Origin of the sequence: Aestuariibaculum suncheonense, from assembly GCF_014596935.1 — a bacterium.
In the GTDB taxonomy this organism is placed as follows: Bacteria; Bacteroidota; Bacteroidia; order Flavobacteriales; family Flavobacteriaceae; genus Aestuariibaculum; species Aestuariibaculum suncheonense.
In genome coordinates this window covers 476,292-492,887 of the sequence record NZ_JACVXC010000001.1, presented here as the reverse complement: position 1 = coordinate 492,887, position 16,596 = coordinate 476,292, and the positions used below count along the sequence as shown (strand labels likewise).

Here is a 16,596-nt window from a genome sequence, read left to right as displayed (position 1 = left end):
TACCTAAAATTTCATTCCGAAGCCAAATGAAAAACGCATGCCATCTTCGCCGTTAAACAGGTTGAAAGTGGCCGAAACAGTTTCGGCTGCTGCCACCCAAAAACCACCACCGTAATCGTTATGCCATTTATCGGAATCATCTCCTCGCAACCATACGCGACCAACATCGCCACCTCCAAACACACCGATTTGCAGGGGCACGAATGCAGTTTTAAACGATTTGAAACTGTAACGCAAATCGGCGCTACCTATAAACGAATTTCTTCCGGTAAACCGCTGTGTACGGTACCCCCTAAATCCATTTTCGCCTCCAATATTCGCTGCCTGATAAAATATTAAATCATCTCCAAATCGTAACTGAGTTCGAACATCGGTTTTTAAAACCCATTTTTTATTCACCGATAACGCATTGTAAAACCCTAAACTGGAATTGATGTAGCCATAAGTAAACGTCGATTCTTTAAGTTCGGTTTTCCCTCCTACTTCTGTTAAAAAGGTCATGCCTCGCGACGGATTTAATTTTTTATCGAAGCTCTTGTAATTGTAATTGACTTCGGCACCAACAAAAAAACGACGCTCATAAAAATCAATATTTATTAACGGTTCAAATTCTGAGATAAATCGGTTTGGAGTATCCTGTATTTCGATGCCTTCAAACATTAATTTGGTTCCAAAAGCACTTCCGTAATTTGTAGTTTTCAACAAACCAATATCAAATCCGTAAATTCCGGTTTTTACACGATTATAATCCAAACCTAAATCATCATCAATATTCTTGGTTTCGTTACCATAGCCAAAGAAATTGTTTGTAAAATTTTCACTGGCAAATACACCTCCAACAGCAAGGTTCCATTCTCCAAATACATTTGCAAACTCTCCGTTATAACGAATATCATAACCTTCGGTAGCGAAATAATACCCACCTCGAAAACGATGTTGCGTTGAAAACGGATTGCGTTTAAATCCTTTAGTCGTTCGGGTAAAAGATACGCCTAATTTCATACCATCATCGGGATTATACCCCATACCCGGCGCAATCAAATTGGTTTTGGTGATGCCTTTTTCAAAGTCGAAAAGATTCAGATTGTAAATATCGGTGAAATTGATTCCGGCGCCTTTATTTTCTTCTGCAGTATTCTTCTTACTCTTATGGTCGTAAACTTTAATCCCTTTTCCATTTCTAACGATATAAGTATCGTTATTTTGTCCGCCGATTAATCGGGTAAGGATTTCATGTTTTCCATCACCTGAAACCTCAAAAACATCTTTATCGTCCAAACCATAAATCCATAGTTCTTTGGTGATATCTCTATCAAACGTTCTATCAACTAAAACCTCTCCCTTTTCTCCCTTTTTAATTCTAGAAATTACCACTCGGGTTTTTCCCTTTTCGGTACGCTGAACTTCAATGTAATCGTCTTTATCGGTTGCGGTAATAACAACCAACTCATTTAAATACTTATAATAACGACCTGCGATATCCTTTAAATTTCCGCGTCGTCCAATGAGCTTAGATTTTATATCCTGAAGTTGTTCGTTTTTCACTTCGTTCGGCACACTTTCAAAAGCTTTTTCTATGACTTCATTGGTGATATTCTTCTGAAGAAATTCAGCTTGTTCTAACCACAAATCTTCTTTTGCATTCCGAATAAGCACACGATCTAATCGAATACCTGCATTATTCACCCATTTAATATCTTTTAACTCTGCATCGTAAACCTGAAGCTGTTTTACCGGATTACTGATTTTTTTAAGCAATGTCAGTAAACCCCCATCGAAATTTGAAAACGCCTGATCGCGATCTCTTGGAATTGGTCGATACAGCTTATCGCCATTTTCCTGATTAAACTGTGCCCAACGCCACTGATCCTGATGTCTGTCCCAGTCACCAATAAGCATATCAAACAACCGAGCTCTTATATACGCTTCTTCATCAATTTTATACTTTTCGTCCTTTCGGATTTTGGCAATAATATCGTGAGAACTTTCAATATCATCAGCATAACCAAAATTCTGCTTATATGCCTGATTTTCCTCAGGACGTTCTTCAATTAAATATAGCTCATCACCATATTCATCATTAAAATCGCCTAAATATTTATGTTTTGGAATATAATATAACTCCGGCTCGGTATGATATACTTTTGCTGCTTTTGAAAGCTCCGGAATAATTTCAAAGACATAGGGATGTGCTGCTGTGTAAAAATCGAGAATAAGTTCTTCTACTTCGGTTTGTTTAAAATCGTTTTCTATGTAAATATCTTTAAACAACACGGCTTGTAAATACTGTGTTGCGCTTTTTCGGAGTGCTCGCATATTAAATTGCTGCCCATCTTTTGTTTTCAACCGTAATGAACGTGTTTGGTGTCCACCACCTTTTCTAACAATTTCCAATCCACCGTAAAGGGTATCTAAGGTTGCTACGCGAGCTTTAATTTTTGTACTGTACAAATCGCGGTAATGCTTTCCCCAAAAAGTTTCAAACGATTTTGATCGATCGGTTTCTTCATCACTGTAAATTGACACATCAAGCGTTTGAGGAAAATGCTCTTCTAAATCTGACACATCGAATGGCTTATACGATTCATAAACTTCCTTTTGATATAATAATTTTGGCATCCCATTCTCTACACTGTAAAACGACACAAAGGAACTTCCGTCTTTATAAACGGTATATTCAGCAAACCCTTGTTTTCCGTAAGAAAACAATCCATCATCCCCTAAAGCCGCATAAGAATCTTTCGAACCTGCTCCTGAAACAATTTGTTTTATTCCTTCATGCTCTATATACTGTAAAGTATGCTCGTGACCGGACACAAACACAATTTTACCGTTGTTTACAGACATGGTTTCTATGCGCTGCATTAATTCGTTATATCGCTTGTTGTAACGATCTTGTGGCGACACACCGCCCTGGGCTCGAAGTTGTACGACTAATGATGCCAAACCTGGAAGCGGAATAGGTTTTTGAGTTGGAAACAAATGCTTGGCTGCAGCGAACTGACCACCATGGGATCCGTTAGTAAACATAGGATGATGCATCGCAACCACAACCGTTTTACCTTGTCCTTTTTTTATTTCACCTTCTAACTCATCAAAAAAACGCTCTTCAGTTTTAATTTCGCAATCGTCATTTATAGTTGGATTTTTGTTCCAGTTTTCCAAATACCACTGTGTATCGACAATCACTAATTGCACTTTATCACTTACGTCAATACTTTCAAGCGGGCAACCATTTTCGGGTAAAAAGGAATCCTTTCCTAAGGTATTTTCTATGAACTTCTCCTCTTCTTTTAACCCTACCAATCGATTCGCGTACCAATCGTGATTTCCAGGAATAAAAATAGCTTTTCCCTGAAAACCTTCAACAGATTGTAATTGCACTTTTAAACTTTGTTCGGCTTTTGCTCTTCCTTTTTCTTCTTTCTCAGGCATTCCAGCCGGATATATATTATCTCCTAAAAACAGAACGTAATCTCCTTTTGTTTGCTTATTTTTTATAAACGTTTGGAATGCTTTTATACCGTTTGAAGCTTCATTATCGTACACCAAACCACCATCGCCAATTAAATAAAACGTTGTTTCTACTTCTTTATCGGGAAAGGTTACTTGTCCTGAACTCTCAACTTTATACTGCGCTTTTTTGGTTGCACAAGCTGTTAAAATTGTAAAACTCGCTAAAACTGAAATGGTTTTAATGTATAACTTCATTAAAGGCTATTTTTAAATTATAAAGGTACAAATTAGACCCGCATTACGTTATAAATTGCGCAAAAACACTGTACATTAAAGATAATTAAAATAGTGTCTCTTTTAGTTAAATTTAGTAATTTGTACCCATATAATCCCGATTGTATTTATGTCGCAATTAATAGAAAACACCGAAGCGTTTGTATTTAATTTGTTTAAATCGCAATTAGATCAAACCTTTCTATACCATAACCTTACACACACAGAACGTGTTTTAAGAAGCTTAAGAGAAATTATCGAGCATTCTAATATTAAACCTGAAGATGCTGAAATACTTGAATTAGCAGCGTTGCTTCACGACACGGGATACACAAAAACAACGGCAGGTCATGAAGAAGAAAGTGTGAAAATAGCAACCGAATTTTTAACCAAAAATAAGGTAGATCAATCGACTATTGATGCTATTAACAACTGTATTCTGGCAACCAAGTTTGAAGGTACACCAACTACCGAATTAGAAAAAATAATACGAGATGCCGATTCATCTCACTTTGGAAAACCATATTTCGATGAAGCAAGCGAATTTTTAAGAAAAGAACTTGAAATTCAAGGCATTAAAAACCATTCAACTTCAGAATGGCTTGATGAGAACATTAAAGTACTTACAAAAAAACACGAGTTTTACACCGATTACGCTTTAAAAAACTGGCAAAAACAAAAAGAAGAAAACCTAGCCAAACTGATTAAACAAAAGAAAAAACTTAAAGAGCAATTAAATAAAGAAAAACTTAAAGCGAAATATAAAGCACAATATAAAAGTGAGAGCCCGGAACGAGGTATTCAAACGTTTTATCGTGTGGCTTTAAGAAACCATATTAAACTAAGTGACATAGCCGATACAAAAGCCAATATTTTACTTTCGGTTAACGCGATAATTATTTCGTTGGTTTTATCTAATTTGTTTTCAAAGTTAGATAACCCGAGCAACGCTTATTTAATTATTCCTACCGCCATTTTCACTACTTCGAGTGTTATTTCAATGGTTTTATCAATTATCGCAACGCGACCAAATGTAACACGTGGGCAGTTTTCAAAAGAAGATGTGTCTAACAAAAATGTAAACCTAGCCTTCTTTGGAAATTTTCATAAAATGGAATTAAACGAGTTTGAATGGGCGATTACTGAGCTTTTAAAAGACAAAGATTACCTTTACTCTGCTCTCACCAAAGACCTGTACTTTTTAGGAAAAGTGCTTGACCGCAAATACCGTATTTTGCGTATAACTTACTCTTGCTTTATGATTGGTATTATCGTTTCGGTACTCGCTTTTGCGATTTCTTTTAAATTAATGAATTAAATAATTGTTGTTTCACTAAGCTTTGATCGTTTTCATTAAATCGTCGTAAGTGTAAAACTCTTTATTGTTTTCCTCTTGTTGGTACAAAATACCAACACGAATAGCTTTTACCCCGGTTACACCCTGTAAATCTTCAAGCTCAACAATTTCAACATCATCGTTAAGTGCTTTTTTATGCTGAAGAAATTTAATGTATTCTAAATACTCGATTTCGTCTTCTTTTTGCGAATAAATAATAGTGATTTTTCCTTTTTCGGTAACCCGTTGTTCGGTGCCTTTAATCACCGCTTTATCCACACGCTTTTTAACCACTTCGTAACGCGCATTATAAGTTCCATCAACATCAAATTGCTTTTCATCCATTCTGAAACTAATGGTTAATGGCTGATTGAATACCAAAATCATGGATGCCACATCTAACGACACCGGATACTTATGACGATTCTGATAGTACTCATTCTCCATTTCGCACATAACCTGCAATTGCCACAACCTTAAATTATACAAATAAATGCAATTAAAACTATCCTCTTTGGTTATCGCTTCTCCAATGTACATATTATGCTCCACTCCATCGGTTTTAAAACGTTCAAAGTAGTGCGGATACATAGCTTGGGCATCTTTCTGCTTTTCGTCAAGCACAGAGGCCATATTTTTATTGATAAGCGCAATGGTTTTATCGAAGTCTTTTCGATAATGGTAAACCACATTTAAATTTGGGTCTATCTTGCTAAAATAATCTTCAATAGTCGCTCGATACATTTCCTTTTTAACCATAAAAAACCTAAATAGTGGCTCAATTTCCTGCTTTAAAAAATTAGCTATTTGTTGCTCACTATCTACCTTAAAATCGTCTTTAAGTAGTTTTCTATAGCTATCTATTTGAAATTTCAATTGAGCATAAATAGGCAATGTTTCTTCCTCTAGAACATCATGAATTATACTATTCACAAGTGTTAACTGAAGTTCTAAATCGCGTTTGGTTGCGAGATTTCTAACTTCTGAAGACCCCTTTACGTCTATTTGTCCAAAAAGTGGATAAACATTTTCAAAACTAATTTTACTGAATACTGCATTATTACCCAACTCTTGTTTATCTTTTAAAAATTGACGTGCAGCATTTTCAAACTTCCATGAAACACTTGGATGGATTGAAGTACATTCTTGCTGAATAATCGCCTCGATTAAGTTTTCGTATTCACGTTTAGAACGCTTCACAGCCGATAAAATAAACGGCATCACATCGGCCAGTTTATTGGCATTAACACTATTTAAAATTTTAGGGGTTTTTGAAACAATTTCCAGAATACCCAACAGTTCATTTTCATCCGAAATAGGCGCAAAAATTGCACTTTTAATGCCCTGTTCTTTTAATATTCTAAACTGAGCGACTTTGCCTTCAGACATCTCGTAATACTTATCGACATCTGAAATAGAATGAGATGTATTTTTATTGATTAAAGCTTTATAAGTAGCCTCACACAATACCGTTTTACAAGGTGATTCTTCAATATTGTTCAACAAAAAACTCTGTATACCCTGCTCATGAACACAGTCGAAACTATCTTCGGTTTTATTATAAATAGAAAAACCAACCTGTAAGTCTTTAATACCAAATAAGGACTGAAATATGGACTGGAAATCCCCCATGTTTTCCTTTCTTTGAGTCTTGTTCTCGGCTATGAAGGTCGACTTCATATTTGATATCGACTGATCATCGGTTACATCAAACATATTAGAAATCACAAAACCTTTAAACAGATAACTTTTTGGTGGAAATTTAGTTTTCCACAATTCAATGTCATTAAAATTATCGATTAATTCATTAAAATCTTTCTCAGTAATTTTTGGTGCATTGGCGCTTGGAATGATTTCTATAAAATCGGCATTATAAGCAACTTTATAGTAACGCATTACCCCTTGAGCATCTGGTATTTCGTATAAAATAGGACGTTTAAAATTAAGTTTAAATCCGTAACACGTATTCAAAACAACGGCACATGCCATGATATAGATATCATCCTCTGCCATATTCTTCATTTTCAACTCAAACCCTTCGCCTGCCTCTGCGATAATCGATCTGAATCGGGCCGAGGTATTAAACACCACATCACGAAAAGGCAAAGACGCCGTTTTAATTTCGTTATTGGTTAACACTTCGCTGAACGAATCCTGTAAAATGAGTTTGATTTCGTTTTTATAGGTTTCAAAATATACAGGATCACTAAAACCATCTCTTAAAATCGGACAAGGTTGTTGTACCTCTAAAACCCTACGAGCCTTGGCCGCTATAAAATCGTTTTCGTTTTTAGACAAACGTTCATAATGCTCAATAAGTTTATTGAAGCTAATTTTTATATCGAATGGCGATTGTATATTTTGGTTGATATCTATCATAGTATTTAAAGGTGCCGCAAAGTTACAAAATTAAGAGCTACAGGATAACATGGAACAACCAACTTTGTGCCTAGCCCACTCTGGTCTTTTTGCAAACCACTTTTCTTTTTCAGGTTGTTCGGCATAGGGCTGTTTTAATAACTGAAACAATTCATCAATTACAGTGTAATCGCCATTATCGGCAGCATCGATAGCCAATTGTGCCATATAATTGCGAAGCACATACTTCGGATTGAAAGTATTCATTTTTTTCTTTCGACTTTCGTCGGAAATACTTTCCTGCCTTAATCTATCGGCATAACGTTGAAACCACGCCTGCCATTTATTAATCACTTCACCCGTTAATTCTTTAGTATCGTAAAAGGCATCTTGAACTATCTGAGTGCCTTCTAAATAATCTTCCTTTTTAAACTGACTTAAATTTCTAAAGAAAATCGTCATATCCGTTTCAATAAGCAACAAATTATCCTCCAAATCCTGTATCAATGATCTATCAAAAACATCTTCGGTTTCTAAACCGAGTTTAGCACGCATCATTTCTAAGGATTTTTTATCAAAATCTGTTTTGTAAGCATCTAAAATGGATTCCAAAGGTTCTGCTTCTTCAATTAACGGATATAGCGCATTTGCCAATTTAAATAAATTCCAAAGTCCGATATTAGGTTGATTTCCGTAGCGATAACGTCGGTGTTCTCTGTCGGTTGTATTAGGCGTCCAACCGTAATCGAAACCTTCAAGCCAACCGTAAGGTCCATAATCTATTGTTAAGCCTAAAATGGACATATTATCGGTATTCATAACCCCGTGAACAAAACCAACACGCTGCCAATGGATAATCATATCCAACGTACGATTGGTGACTTCTTTAAAAAACGCCAAATAGGCTTCTTTACTCGGCTCACCCAATTCGGGATAATGTTCTTTAATAGTAAAATCAACCAGTTTTTTTAAGTTATTTACATCTTGTCGGGAAGCCAAAATTTCATAATTCCCAAAACGCAAAAAACTAGGTGCTACTCGAGTTACGATCGCTCCTTTTTCGTAAGCTGCATTGCCATTATACAGCATATCCCTAAGCACCCGATCACCAGATAACGCCAAAGATAAGGCTCGTGTCGTACGCACACCCAAATAGTGCATGGCTTCGCTACACAAATATTCACGAATAGAAGAACGCAACACAGCTAGACCATCAGCCGTTCTTGAATAGGGAGTTTCACCAGCGCCTTTTAACTGAACCACCCAACGTTTATTGTTATGATTAACTTCAAACAGATTGATCGCCCGACCATCACCTAATTGCCCTGCCCAATTGCCAAACTGATGTCCACCATAACACATCGCGTATGGTTTTGTACCCTGATACACTTCATTTCCTGTAAACACATTCAAAAACATACCGCTTTTGCTATCGGCTTTTGTTAAACCTAAATTACCCAGCATATCCTCTGATATATGAAGTAATTCGGGTTTTGCCGTTTGTTTAGGCCTGACAAAAGAATAACAAGCTTGTTCTACCTGACGCCTGGAATTTTCCTGAACAGCATCGGCTGGCAAACTATCTATGAATGTATTTTCTATATTCAGTTTCATTTTATTTTAATTTTTCGGCATGCATTTTTCTCAGCTTCGCCAATTTTGGAGTTATTACTGCGCTGCAATACATTTGTGTTTGATTGTTAGCGTAGTAATTTTGATGGTAATCTTCAGCTTCATAAAAAACACCTAACGGACTTATTTCTGTTACAATAGAATTATAATAGTAAGGCCCCATTTCTTCAACGACAACATTCGCAATTTCCTTTTGGAGATCATTGTGATAATAAATCACCGAACGATATTGCGTTCCAACATCGGCGCCTTGTCGGTTTAACGTCGTTGGATCGTGACTTGTCATAAAAACAAGCAATAAATCTTCATACGATACCACATTCGCATCAAATGTTATTTGAACCACTTCGGCGTGCCCTGTTAATCCGGAACATACCTCTCTATAGGTTGGCTTTCCTGGAGCTGTCCCTCCAGTATAACCTGACACGACTTTTTCAACCCCGTTTATTTCAGTAAAAACAGCTTCGACACACCAGAAGCAACCTCCACCCACAGTCATTAATTGTAATGCTTTATTTCCCATTAATTTGATTCTTCTACGGTTTGTAATGTTAACGATTCCGAATTAACGCAATAACGTAATCCGCTTGGTTCTGGTCCGTCAGGGAACACATGACCTAAATGCGCATCGCAGGTATTACACATAATTTCTACGCGAACCATTCCGAATGAAACATCCTTATCATACTTCACTGCATTGGGTTTAATAGGCTGTGTAAAACTAGGCCATCCTGTACCTGAACTAAATTTTATAGTCGAATCGAACAAAGGTGTATCACAGCAAATACAATTATATTTACCTTCTTCATACGAAGAACACAACGCTCCGGTGTGTGGTGCCTCCGTTCCTTTATGTCGCGTAATTCGAAATTGTTCCTGGGTTAATTGCTCCTTCCATTCTTCTTCTGTTTTTTCAATTCTAGTATCTGGTTCTGGATTACCGTTAACCGCAAAATTTATTATGTCTTTCCAAGTCAACATAGGCTTGTTTCTTTCTTTTATATTAATTCTTAGCAAAGTTAAAGAATAGTCGATAGAACATAGAAATCCTTTCAACTATTCACTCTATACAATTTAGTGATAAAAGAAAACATTCTCTCTCAACAAGATGTTAAACTATAAAAAACAAAAAACCACTGAGAATAAACTCTCAGTGGTTTTTAACGCTTTAAAGATTCGAAAAAATTAGAATCCTTTGTTTATTACGTAAGCTGCATCGTTCCAACGCAACTCTTGTTTAAATCTATATAAATCGGTTTTCTCATCGATTAATAAGAATTCGATATCCATAATATCTGCGTAATCTTCTAAAGACTCTGCAGAAATATTCTGGCTATAACACGTGTGGTGCGCACCACCAGCGTGAATCCAAGCAGCAGCAGCCGTTTGTAAATCTGGTTTCGCATCCCAAAGTACACGAGCTACCGGTAAGTTAGGCATATCGTCTTTAATTTCAACAGCTTCCACTTTGTTTACTAACATTCTAAAACGGTTACCCATATCTACTACAGAGGCATTTAAAGCTTTACCAGCTGCACTGTTAAATACTAAACGCACAGGATCTTCTTTTCCTCCGATTCCTAACGGATGAATTTCACAAGACACATCGCCTTTAGCAATTGTAGGACAGATTTCTAACATGTGAGATCCTAAACAAGTAGTATTTTCAGGATCGAAGTGGTATGTGTAATCTTCCATAAAACTGTTTCCACCTTCTAAGCCAGCACCCATAACTTTCATAGTACGCACTAAAGCAGACGTTTTCCAGTCTCCTTCACCACCAAAACCGTAACCACTAGCCATTAAACGCTGCGTTGCGATACCTGGTAATTGTTTCATACCGTGTAAATCTTCAAAGGTATCAGTAAATGCAGAGTAACCTCCATTTTCTAAGAAAGCACGCATACCTAACTCAATTTTCGCCGCATCTCTTAACGATTGACGCATAGCACCATCGGCTTTAATCTTTTGAGCCATTACATAAGTATCGTCATACTCTTGAACTAAACGATCTACTTGTGCATCGGTAATTTGATCAACGAAATCAACTAAGTCACCAATTCCGTAACCATTAACTTCGTAACCAAATTTAATTTGAGCCGATACTTTATTTCCATCGGTTACAGCAACCTGACGCATATTATCACCAAAGCGAGCAACTTTCATACGGCGACTATCTGCTACAGCATTAGCTACACGACACCAGTCTGCTACTTGTTTGATAACCCTTTCGTTTTTCCAATGTCCAACAACCACTTTACGATTTTTACGTAAACGTGACACCAAGAACCCGAACTCACGACCACCATGTGCCGATTGGTTTAAGTTCATAAAGTCCATATCGATAGTTCCCCAAGGAATATCTCTATTGAACTGCGTATGTAAGTGTAAAAATGGTTTTTGTAAAGCTGTTAATCCTGCAATCCACATTTTTGCCGGAGAGAACGTATGCATCCAAGTAATAATACCAATACAGTTATCATCGTTATTTGCAGCCTTGCAAATCGCATGAATCTCATCTGCCGTCTTAACTGTTGGCTTGAAAACTACATTTACCGGAATCACAGAATTTTCTGTATAGGCATTTGCAATTTCTTTTGAATGTTCGGCAACCTGTTTTAAGGTTTCAGGTCCGTAAAGGTGTTGACTACCTGTTACAAACCAAACTTCACCTTGTTTAAAATTAATCATTATTTATAAAAAATAGTTTTTGTTAATTGTTATGAAAGATAAATATAAAGTGCTACCACAGCCGCTACAACAGCAAAACCAACTGGTTTTAAATATTGCCAAGGCGTAATATCGACTTGTTTTGTATACTCTTGATTGTAATCTGTTTCTCTTGGTACTACTGAACTTACCACAAACATGATAATAACTGTTAATACAAACAGAATACCCATTAAGTGTAAGAAACTAATATCTGGCTTAATAACATATAAGGTTGTTAAGTAGGTTACCACACTAAATAAAATAGAAATATTTGCTGCTTTAGCAGATACACGCTTAGAAAAGATCCCAACTAAAATGATTGCTAAAATCGGCACACTGTGCGTTCCGTTTAACTCTTGTAAATACGTAAAGATTCCACCTTCTACACCGTATAATAAAGGTGCAATAGCCATAGAGAATATAGCTAATACGATACCAAATATTTTACCGGCTTTCACCACTTGTCTTTCCGATGCTTCATGGTTGATATATTCTTTGTAGAAATCTAAACCAAATAAAGTTACCGAACTGTTTAGGGCACTATTGAATGAACTTAAAATCGCACCGAAAAGTACGGCTGCAAAAAATCCGATAAATGCTACTGGCAACACCGCTTTTACAACCATTGGATAGGCCTCATCAGCATTAGCTAAATCACCATTGAATAAATAGAAGGCAATGATACCTGGAAGTACTACAATAAATGGACCTAAGATTTTAATGAAAGCAGCCAGTAATAAACCTTTTTGTCCTTCTTTTAAGTTTTTAGCCCCTAATGCTCTTTGAATAATAGCCTGGTTCGTTCCCCAATAGTAGAAGTTTACGATTAACATTCCTGTAAACAATGTTGCAAATGGCACATCAGAATCCGGACCTCCAATAATATTAAATTTCTCAGGCAAGGTTGTTGTTAAGGTTTTTAAGCCACGAAATACATTGCCATCACCAATTTTCATTAAACCAAAAATAGGAATTAACGAACCTCCAATGATTAAACCTACTGCATTAATAGAATCGGAAACCGCTACCGCTTTTAACCCCCCGAAAATCGCATAGATACTACCAATAATACCAATAGCCCAAACGGTAACCCATAAGGCTGGCTCTGGCTCCATGCCTAACATTTCAGGAATATCGAACATGGTATTAATTGCTAATGCCCCAGAGTATAATACAGTTGGAAGCATAGAAATGGCGTATCCTAATAAGAATAATAATGAAACTATTGTTTTTGTGCTTTTACCATAACGGTTTTCTAAAAACTGAGGAATGGTTGCAATACCACTTTTAAGGTATTTAGGTAATAAAACAAATGCTGTAAACACCATAGCTATTGCTGCTACAACCTCGTAAGCCATAATTGGAATACCATCTCTAAAAGATACTCCATTCATTCCCACAATTTGTTCTGTTGATAAGTTGGTAAGTAATAAAGACCCAGCAATTACTGGCCCTGTAAGACTTCTACCCCCTAAGAAATACCCATCAGACGAATTCTCATCTGTTTTTCTTGTTGACCACCATGCAATTACAGCAACCAACAAAGTAAAAGCGACAAAAGATAAAATACTCATAATTGTTTATTTAGTTTTAGTTAATATTTGCTCCCTAGCACCCTTGACCGTAATATGCATCTTTTCCGTGTTTACGCTCGAAATGTTTCTTCTTTAATGCATCTTTTAAAATTGCTGCATTTGGGTTAATTTGTAACGTTAAGTATGCCATTCTAGCTACTTCCTCACAAACTGCGCTATTGTAAACTGCTTTTGCAGCTGTAGCTCCCCAAGTAAACGGCGCGTGATTACCAACGAGTATCATACCTACTTCGTTGTAATCTAAATTACGTTCGTTAATACAATCTATAATTTGATACCCGGTCATGTGCTCATAATCGCCCGCAATATACTCATCTTTCATTGGCGGTGCGCAAGGAATATCAGAAATTAGATGATCGGCGTGTGTGGTTCCGAAAATAGGAATATCATTGATAGCTTGCGCCCATGCTGTTCCGTAAGTTGAGTGCGTATGAACAACACCTCCTATTTTATCCCATTCTCTGTATAAAACCGCATGTGTTTTGGTATCTGAAGACGGACGCATGGATCCTTCAACAATCTTAGCATCGAAATCACAAATCACCATATCTTCAGCTTTTAATTCTGAATACGGCACACCACTTGGTTTAATGGCAAACACGCCTTTATCGCGGTCTACAGCACTGGCATTACCAAACGTAAAAAGTACCAAACCTAATTCAGGAAGCTGCATATTTGCTTCGTAAGCTTCTTCTTTCAATGATTTATAACTACTCATAATCTTATTTTTTCATAATGTGATTTTCCATAGCAACGCAAAGTTCACTATAGTCGTTATATACTCTTTTATAAGCCTCTACATTTTCTTTGATAGGCTCATATACTTTTTCAAACGGACTTGCCATAGCATCCATAGCTACTTCTGTATTGGCATGAACACCTGCTGCAACTGCTCCAAAAATCGAAGCTCCTAAAGCACAAGCCTGTTCAGATTTCGCCACTTTAATTGGCGCATCTAATACGTCAGCCATGATTTGCATGACTAAATCTGATTTTTTAGATATGCCTCCAATAGCAATAACACCATTAATAGCGATACCTTCTTCAATAAAACGATCAGCGATTTTCTTAGCTCCAAAACAGGATGCTTCCACTAATGCTCTAAATACTTTAGGTGACGTACTTCCCAAATTAATTCCTGAAATTACTCCTTTTAAATTCTGATTCGCATCCGGTGTTCTTCTACCGTTCATCCAGTCTAAAGCCAACTCTCCTGAAGCACCAATTGGTTCCTTAGCCGCAGCCTCACTTAATTTCGGTAAAATATTTCCTAAAGCTTCTTCAACTAATTGCGCTTTAACGTCTTCTGAAATTAAATTCGTTCCTCCGATAAGTTCTTTAATCGGCCAGGCGATTAAACGCTCGTACCAGGCATAGATATCTCCAAAAGCCGACTGACCTGCCTCAAGCCCCAACATACCCGGAATTACAGAACCATCTACTTGTCCACAAATACCTTTCACCAAATGTTCTTCGTCCTGCATTGGTGTTACTACAATATCACAGGTTGAAGTACCCATAACTTTTGTTAAGTGATACGGCTCAATATTAACCCCAACAGCACCCATGTGGCAATCGAAAGCTCCAACAGCCACTTCTACATTTTCTGGCAGCCCTAAACGTGTTGCCCACTCCTCTGAAAGCGTTCCAACAGACACATCAGACGTATACGTTTCTTTGAACAACCTATCAGTTAATCCGTCTAAAACAGGATCTAAAGCAACAAAGAAGTCGTTTGGTGGTAAACCACCAAATGACTCATGCCACAATGCTTTATGCCCTGCAGCACAACGACTACGTTTCATTTGTTTTACATCGTTTCCTCCTGTTAATAAAAACGGCACCCAGTCACAGTGCTCTACCCAAGAGTAAGCTGCTTCCTGCACCGATTTATCAGCTCTTGAAACGTGTAATATTTTTGACCAGAACCACTCTGAAGAATAAATTCCACCTTCGTACTTAGTATAATCGATATCCCATTTTGCACAAAGCGCATTAATTTCGTCTGCTTCTTTAATTCCGGTGTGGTCTTTCCATAACACAAACATTGCATTTGGGTTTTCTTCAAAACCTTCCAACAAGGCTAAAGGTGTTCCTGTTTTGTCAACAGCAACAGGCGTAGACCCGGTGGTATCAACACCGATACCAACAATATTATCAACAACCTCTTTACTCACCTGCGACACTACCGATTTAATGGTAGCCTCTATACCTTCAACATAATCTAAAGGGTGTTGTCTAAATTTACTTTCCGATGGATTACAATATTTACCTTCTTTCCATCGCACATAGTAATGAACTGCTGTAGCCATTTCCTCCCCAGTAGCCGTGTTAACAATTAACGCTCTTACCGAGTCTGACCCGAAGTCCATTCCAATGGTGTATTTTACGTTATTCATAATATGAATATATCAATTTTAATTTTTCTTCTTTTTTAAGAAATTAGTGTTGCAATATAACATTTATTTTACAAGTGTAACACTCACACTTGTAAAAATTAAGTCAAAAAAAATAACTCGTTAAAGTTATTTTTTCTGTAGTTATAAATTGAAATTCAATTCCTTTTTATAAAGTTCTTCGTCAAAAGTATAGAAATAAGCGCCCTTTCTGGATTCAGACATGTCCTTTTCTTCTAATCTAACTAAGTAGTTCATTTGAGATACTTTCCTTCTAAAGTTTCGTTTATCTAAGGTTTCACTTAAAATGCCCTCGTACAACATTTGCAACTGTGGCAGAGTAAACTTAGCCGGTAATAAATTAAACGCTATCGGGAAGTTTCTAACACGACGTCGTAGTCGTCGAACTGCAGAACCTACCATTTCATCATGGTCGAAAATAAGCTCTGGCAATTCATCTAAAGGAAACCACTTGGCATCGTATTTACCAACACGCTCTTCGTTGTACTCTGACTTTAAAATCATTGCACTGTAGGTTGTTGATACCACTCGCCCAGAAGAATCTCTATCTGCTTTACCAAAAGTTCTTACCTGTTCCATATAAATGTTCTCTAAACCAGATAAATCATACAGAACTCTATTAGCGGCATCATCTAGATCTTCATCGTTACCAACGAAACCACCAATTAAAGACCATTTACCCTTTTCGGGTTCAAAACCTCTGTGAATTAAAAGTAATTCCAGTCTGTTATTATTGAACCCGAAAATGATACAATCAACAGCTAGCTTAATTTGTTGTTTTTGTTCCGATGTCTTATTCACAACAAATTAGTCTAAA

General features: G+C 36.8%; 11 protein-coding genes. 1 reads left to right on the top strand and 10 read right to left on the bottom strand.

Annotated elements, in window-relative coordinates; all coding sequences use genetic code 11:
• Positions 1-3 precede the first annotated feature (3 nt).
• Positions 4-3,711, bottom strand: a complete 3,708-nt coding sequence (locus ICJ84_RS02105) for a metallophosphoesterase (protein WP_188214705.1) — start codon at positions 3,709-3,711, stop codon at positions 4-6.
• A gap of 148 nt (positions 3,712-3,859) precedes the next feature.
• Between ICJ84_RS02105 and ICJ84_RS02100 the strand changes: the two genes are divergently transcribed.
• Positions 3,860-5,047, top strand: coding sequence for a Pycsar system effector family protein (locus ICJ84_RS02100; RefSeq protein ID WP_188214704.1), 1,188 nt, complete (start codon positions 3,860-3,862; stop codon positions 5,045-5,047).
• A gap of 15 nt (positions 5,048-5,062) precedes the next feature.
• Here ICJ84_RS02100 and ICJ84_RS02095 read toward each other — a convergent pair whose 3' ends face one another.
• From ICJ84_RS02095 to ICJ84_RS02055, 9 genes are all read right to left on the bottom strand, one after another.
• Positions 5,063-7,444 (bottom strand): GAF domain-containing protein, encoded by a 2,382-nt coding sequence (locus ICJ84_RS02095; protein ID WP_188214703.1) that lies wholly within the window; start codon positions 7,442-7,444, stop codon positions 5,063-5,065.
• A gap of 30 nt (positions 7,445-7,474) precedes the next feature.
• Positions 7,475-9,037: a protein adenylyltransferase SelO gene (locus ICJ84_RS02090; RefSeq protein WP_188214702.1), complete on the bottom strand. Its 1,563-nt coding sequence runs from the start codon at positions 9,035-9,037 to the stop codon at positions 7,475-7,477.
• Between the two features lies 1 nt (position 9,038).
• Positions 9,039-9,578 carry a peptide-methionine (S)-S-oxide reductase MsrA gene (gene msrA / locus ICJ84_RS02085; RefSeq protein WP_188214701.1) on the bottom strand — a complete coding sequence of 180 codons (540 nt, stop codon included), beginning with the start codon at positions 9,576-9,578 and terminating at the stop codon, positions 9,039-9,041.
• On the bottom strand, positions 9,578-10,036 hold the full coding sequence (gene msrB / locus ICJ84_RS02080; RefSeq protein WP_188215419.1) for a peptide-methionine (R)-S-oxide reductase MsrB: 459 nt from the start codon (positions 10,034-10,036) through the stop codon (positions 9,578-9,580). Before msrB ends, msrA begins: the two co-directional genes overlap by 1 nt.
• Positions 10,037-10,240: 204 nt before the next feature.
• Entirely contained in the window at positions 10,241-11,746 is a 1,506-nt protein-coding gene (araA, locus tag ICJ84_RS02075; RefSeq protein WP_188214700.1) for an L-arabinose isomerase, read from the bottom strand.
• Between the two features lie 29 nt (positions 11,747-11,775).
• Positions 11,776-13,341, bottom strand: coding sequence for a solute:sodium symporter family transporter (locus tag ICJ84_RS02070; RefSeq protein ID WP_188214699.1), 1,566 nt, complete (start codon positions 13,339-13,341; stop codon positions 11,776-11,778).
• A gap of 34 nt (positions 13,342-13,375) precedes the next feature.
• Positions 13,376-14,083 carry an L-ribulose-5-phosphate 4-epimerase gene (locus ICJ84_RS02065; RefSeq protein ID WP_317173656.1) on the bottom strand — a complete coding sequence of 236 codons (708 nt, stop codon included), beginning with the start codon at positions 14,081-14,083 and terminating at the stop codon, positions 13,376-13,378.
• Position 14,084: 1 nt separating this feature from the next.
• On the bottom strand, positions 14,085-15,761 hold the full coding sequence (locus tag ICJ84_RS02060) for a ribulokinase (RefSeq protein WP_188214697.1): 1,677 nt from the start codon (positions 15,759-15,761) through the stop codon (positions 14,085-14,087).
• 141 nt (positions 15,762-15,902) lie between these two features.
• Positions 15,903-16,580, bottom strand: a complete 678-nt coding sequence (locus ICJ84_RS02055) for an NUDIX hydrolase (RefSeq protein WP_188214696.1) — start codon at positions 16,578-16,580, stop codon at positions 15,903-15,905.
• Positions 16,581-16,596: the final 16 nt, after the last annotated feature.

What these genes read in the sequence shown, in the direction of transcription:
- ICJ84_RS02105 (WP_188214705.1), bottom strand. Translation starts at nt 3,711, where the DNA reads ATGAAGTTATACATTAAAACCATTTCAGTTTTAGCGAGTTTTACAATT.
- ICJ84_RS02100 (WP_188214704.1), top strand. Translation starts at nt 3,860, where the DNA reads ATGTCGCAATTAATAGAAAACACCGAAGCGTTTGTATTTAATTTGTTT.
- ICJ84_RS02095 (WP_188214703.1), bottom strand. Translation starts at nt 7,444, where the DNA reads ATGATAGATATCAACCAAAATATACAATCGCCATTCGATATAAAAATT.
- ICJ84_RS02090 (WP_188214702.1), bottom strand. Translation starts at nt 9,037, where the DNA reads ATGAAACTGAATATAGAAAATACATTCATAGATAGTTTGCCAGCCGAT.
- msrA (WP_188214701.1), bottom strand. Translation starts at nt 9,578, where the DNA reads ATGGGAAATAAAGCATTACAATTAATGACTGTGGGTGGAGGTTGCTTC.
- msrB (WP_188215419.1), bottom strand. Translation starts at nt 10,036, where the DNA reads ATGTTGACTTGGAAAGACATAATAAATTTTGCGGTTAACGGTAATCCA.
- araA (WP_188214700.1), bottom strand. Translation starts at nt 11,746, where the DNA reads ATGATTAATTTTAAACAAGGTGAAGTTTGGTTTGTAACAGGTAGTCAA.
- ICJ84_RS02070 (WP_188214699.1), bottom strand. Translation starts at nt 13,341, where the DNA reads ATGAGTATTTTATCTTTTGTCGCTTTTACTTTGTTGGTTGCTGTAATT.
- ICJ84_RS02060 (WP_188214697.1), bottom strand. Translation starts at nt 15,761, where the DNA reads ATGAATAACGTAAAATACACCATTGGAATGGACTTCGGGTCAGACTCG.